Raw genomic sequence first — 2,862 nt, 5'->3', positions numbered from 1 at the left:
AAAAACCTGGTATTCGGGAAAGATAATACTTTCGACTCTTCCATTGGTCAGAACGGCATTGATCCGCTCTTTGAGCTCATCTTTAATGGCCTGTTCATCAGTGAGCAGCTCTTCAGCTGTTTTACTGCCGAAATAGGGGGGTTGGCAAAAATGGAAGACCATAATTTTCTTTCTCAAGTAATTCCCCATGCTAAAATGGTAGAATTTCCAGAAGGAACTATTTGTATGATGAATCAAATTCCTGAAAAAGTTGCTGAAGTTGTTAAAGACTTTCTAAGGTGATGATACCCAAAACTTATCGCAAGCTTGTTATTAAAAACTTTAACTCTGATTTTCGTTCTGCTGTGGAAATTGTAGAAACTGAACTACAACAACCTCAAGCCAACGAAATTCTAATTAAGAATCAATTTGCAGGGATTAATGCCGGATTTGATACTTTATTATCTCAAGACAAAATTCCCTATTTCAATCCAAAACTACCGATAGATATGGGAGTAGAAGTAGTAGGAAATGTGGTGGCTCTTGGAAATAATGTCAAACAATTTAAGACCGGAGATAGAGTTTTAACTTTTACTATAGGCGGAGCATACCGAGAGTATCAAACTGTTAGTATAGATGGAGTAATTAAAGTTCCTGAAGTTTCTCCAGAAATTCTCACATTAGTGCCTACAGGAGTTTCCGCTTTAGTAGCTTTAGAACAAGTGGGAGAAATGACCAGTCAAGAAGTAGTTTTAGTCACTGCTGCTGCTGGAGGAACAGGACATATTGCCGTACAATTAGCTAAACTAGCAGGAAATCATGTTATTGGAACTTGTGGTTCTGCAAAAAAGGTAGAATTATTACAACAATTAGGCTGTGATAGAATCATTAATTACCGTCAAGAAAATATCAATCAAGTCCTCAAAAAAGAATACCCCCAAGGTGTTAATTTAGTATTTGAATGTGTTGGTGGAAAAATGTTTGATACTTGCGTTGATAATTTAGCTGTAAAGGGGCGTTTAGTTGTTGTTGGTTTTATCTCCGAATATAGCCATAATTTAGAACAAATTAATCAACCTCGAATTTATCATAAACTTTTTTGGAAAGCTGCCTCAGTAAGAGCATTTCTCATGCCTTGTTATCGAGAATATCAGGCAGAAGCTGGCGATCGCCTCTTTAATTTGTTTCAAACTAAGCAACTTAAAGTAGCGATAGATCCTACAGAATTTAGAGGATTAGATTCTATTGTCGAAGCTGTTGAATATCAACTTAGTGGGAAAAATCAAGGTAAAGTAATTGTCAGATTATAGACTAATCATTAACCACTGCGGTACACTTAGTCTCAACAATTAATCCTGGGGTAGATAAAGAAGTAATTTTTATCCCAGTCCAAGTGGTAAATTCTTCAGTAAAATAACGATCTTTATACCTTCATAAATAATGCTAAATGGGGAATAGTAAACGATTTTTCCGATTCAGAAGATTCCCCTAAATTAGCACCAGTAACATGATAAGTTATCATTTCTACTACATTATCAAAAGTAGCTTCAGCAGCCACCAAAACTTTTTTAACATTCTCAAACGCTTGGATAAATTGTTCTTCTATCCCTTCGACAACCTTTCATTAATTGATAATGGATAATGGATAATGGATAATTACCTCTCCCTAAAAGAGAGAGGATTGGCGCTCAAGGAAAAGATTTATTTTTTTCCCCTATCCAAGGGGAGGCTTCAAGGCACGAATTATTTAATTATTTAATTATTTAATTGTTTAATTATTAATTATTTCGGTAAATTTTCATCCCTTCCCTCCTGTCCTGAAATATATAACACATTTCCTATTTTCACTCCAGGGCAATAGTGATATTTTTCATATATAATTTCCATTCCTGGAGGAATAATTACTTCAAGTTTTGGCATTGATAAAGTCCTTTAACTGTTCAAATAATTAATTACAATTAAGTTTTTGTTTTTGAGCCATGCTTTAGCCACGGAAATACTTACAGTCCATTCGATTGTCTATGAAGTAGAGTAGCACAAATCACTTTTTAAATAGTTTTTGAACTATGGAATTAAGTTTTAATCTTAATTTTTTATTATCTTAAAGTTATTTAGGACAATAACGGAACTAAATCATAAGTGTTTTTTGCAAGCAAGCCGTTAAATCTAGGAAAAAACTTGAATATTTTATCATAAAAGGATTACAAAATTGGTTGGCACGCTTACAGTAGTTTCTCTAGTTTTAGCCGTATATATAAGATAATCGTGAAGTGGATTTTAGAAATATGCTCGTATATGGACTATTAATTTTAGTAATTATAATATTTCTCGTCCGTTCCTCTAGTTTAAGTCTTATTCAAGAACCGAAAACTTGGACTTCATCAGAGCGAACCAGGTCAATTTTCCTCTTTCTGTGGAAGTTTCTTGGCTATCTGGGTATGTCTGCACTTTTTATCTCCCTAGGACTTATGATGGGGATTATCGGGTATCATTGGGCAGCGGGTTTGAGTTGGATAGATTCTTTAGTAGAAGCTTCGATGATTCTTAGTGGTATGGGACCAATTAGTCCCCTCTCAACTACTAGCGCAAAAGTATTTGCTTCTCTCTATGCACTCTTTAGTGGTCTGGTTTTTGTTTTAGCGATGGGGATTCTTTTATCTCCTTTAGTCTATAGTTTGTTAAGTCAATTTCGTCTTCATCTCAAACATGAAAACTACCAACAAGATGAGCACTTAGCAAAATGATAAAGATGTAGAACTGAAAAACTAACGAGGTGACAAATAGTTGTCTTTTATATAGAATCCGGTTATATAGTATATCTTTAATAATTACGCTTTAATTTTATTTAATCTCCCCTACTCCCCTACTCCCCCAAATATATAA

General features: G+C 34.3%; 6 protein-coding genes. 3 read left to right on the top strand and 3 right to left on the bottom strand.

What is annotated here, in order from left to right; translation table 11 throughout:
* A partial coding sequence (locus tag F6K22_RS42760; protein WP_363275296.1) for a flagellar basal body-associated FliL family protein occupies positions 1–162 on the bottom strand: 162 nt, incomplete at its 3' end.
* On the opposite strand from F6K22_RS42760, the gene F6K22_RS42755 reads away from it, so the two are divergent.
* Both F6K22_RS42755 and F6K22_RS37640 read left to right on the top strand, forming a co-directional pair.
* Positions 151–282, top strand: a complete 132-nt coding sequence (locus F6K22_RS42755) for a hypothetical protein (protein ID WP_363275292.1) — start codon at positions 151–153, stop codon at positions 280–282. The genes F6K22_RS42760 and F6K22_RS42755 overlap by 12 nt on opposite strands.
* The gene (locus F6K22_RS37640) at positions 282–1,289 is read left to right on the top strand and encodes a zinc-binding dehydrogenase (RefSeq protein ID WP_293109917.1); all 1,008 of its coding nucleotides are present in this window, start codon (positions 282–284) and stop codon (positions 1,287–1,289) included. The genes F6K22_RS42755 and F6K22_RS37640 overlap by 1 nt, the downstream gene beginning before the upstream one ends.
* Positions 1,290–1,402: 113 nt before the next feature.
* Here F6K22_RS37640 and F6K22_RS37635 read toward each other — a convergent pair whose 3' ends face one another.
* A complete protein-coding gene (locus F6K22_RS37635; RefSeq protein ID WP_363275294.1) occupies positions 1,403–1,585 on the bottom strand; it encodes a RidA family protein in 183 nt (60 codons plus the stop codon).
* 176 nt (positions 1,586–1,761) lie between these two features.
* Positions 1,762–1,899, bottom strand: coding sequence for a RidA family protein (locus tag F6K22_RS37630; RefSeq protein WP_293109913.1), 138 nt, complete (start codon positions 1,897–1,899; stop codon positions 1,762–1,764).
* Between the two features lie 365 nt (positions 1,900–2,264).
* Between F6K22_RS37630 and F6K22_RS37625 the strand changes: the two genes are divergently transcribed.
* The gene (locus tag F6K22_RS37625; RefSeq protein ID WP_293109912.1) at positions 2,265–2,723 is read left to right on the top strand and encodes a hypothetical protein; all 459 of its coding nucleotides are present in this window, start codon (positions 2,265–2,267) and stop codon (positions 2,721–2,723) included.
* The last annotated feature ends 139 nt before the right edge of the window (positions 2,724–2,862 follow it).

It is taken from the genome of Okeania sp. SIO2F4, assembly GCF_010672385.1.
Lineage (GTDB): Bacteria > Cyanobacteriota > Cyanobacteriia > Cyanobacteriales > Microcoleaceae > Trichodesmium.
Note: the sequence above shows the minus strand (reverse complement) of the source record. Positions and strands in the feature narration are given on the sequence as shown.

What these genes read in the sequence shown, in the direction of transcription:
- F6K22_RS42755 (WP_363275292.1), top strand. Translation starts at nt 151, where the DNA reads ATGGAAGACCATAATTTTCTTTCTCAAGTAATTCCCCATGCTAAAATG.
- F6K22_RS37640 (WP_293109917.1), top strand. Translation starts at nt 282, where the DNA reads ATGATACCCAAAACTTATCGCAAGCTTGTTATTAAAAACTTTAACTCT.
- F6K22_RS37630 (WP_293109913.1), bottom strand. Translation starts at nt 1,899, where the DNA reads ATGCCAAAACTTGAAGTAATTATTCCTCCAGGAATGGAAATTATATAT.
- F6K22_RS37625 (WP_293109912.1), top strand. Translation starts at nt 2,265, where the DNA reads ATGCTCGTATATGGACTATTAATTTTAGTAATTATAATATTTCTCGTC.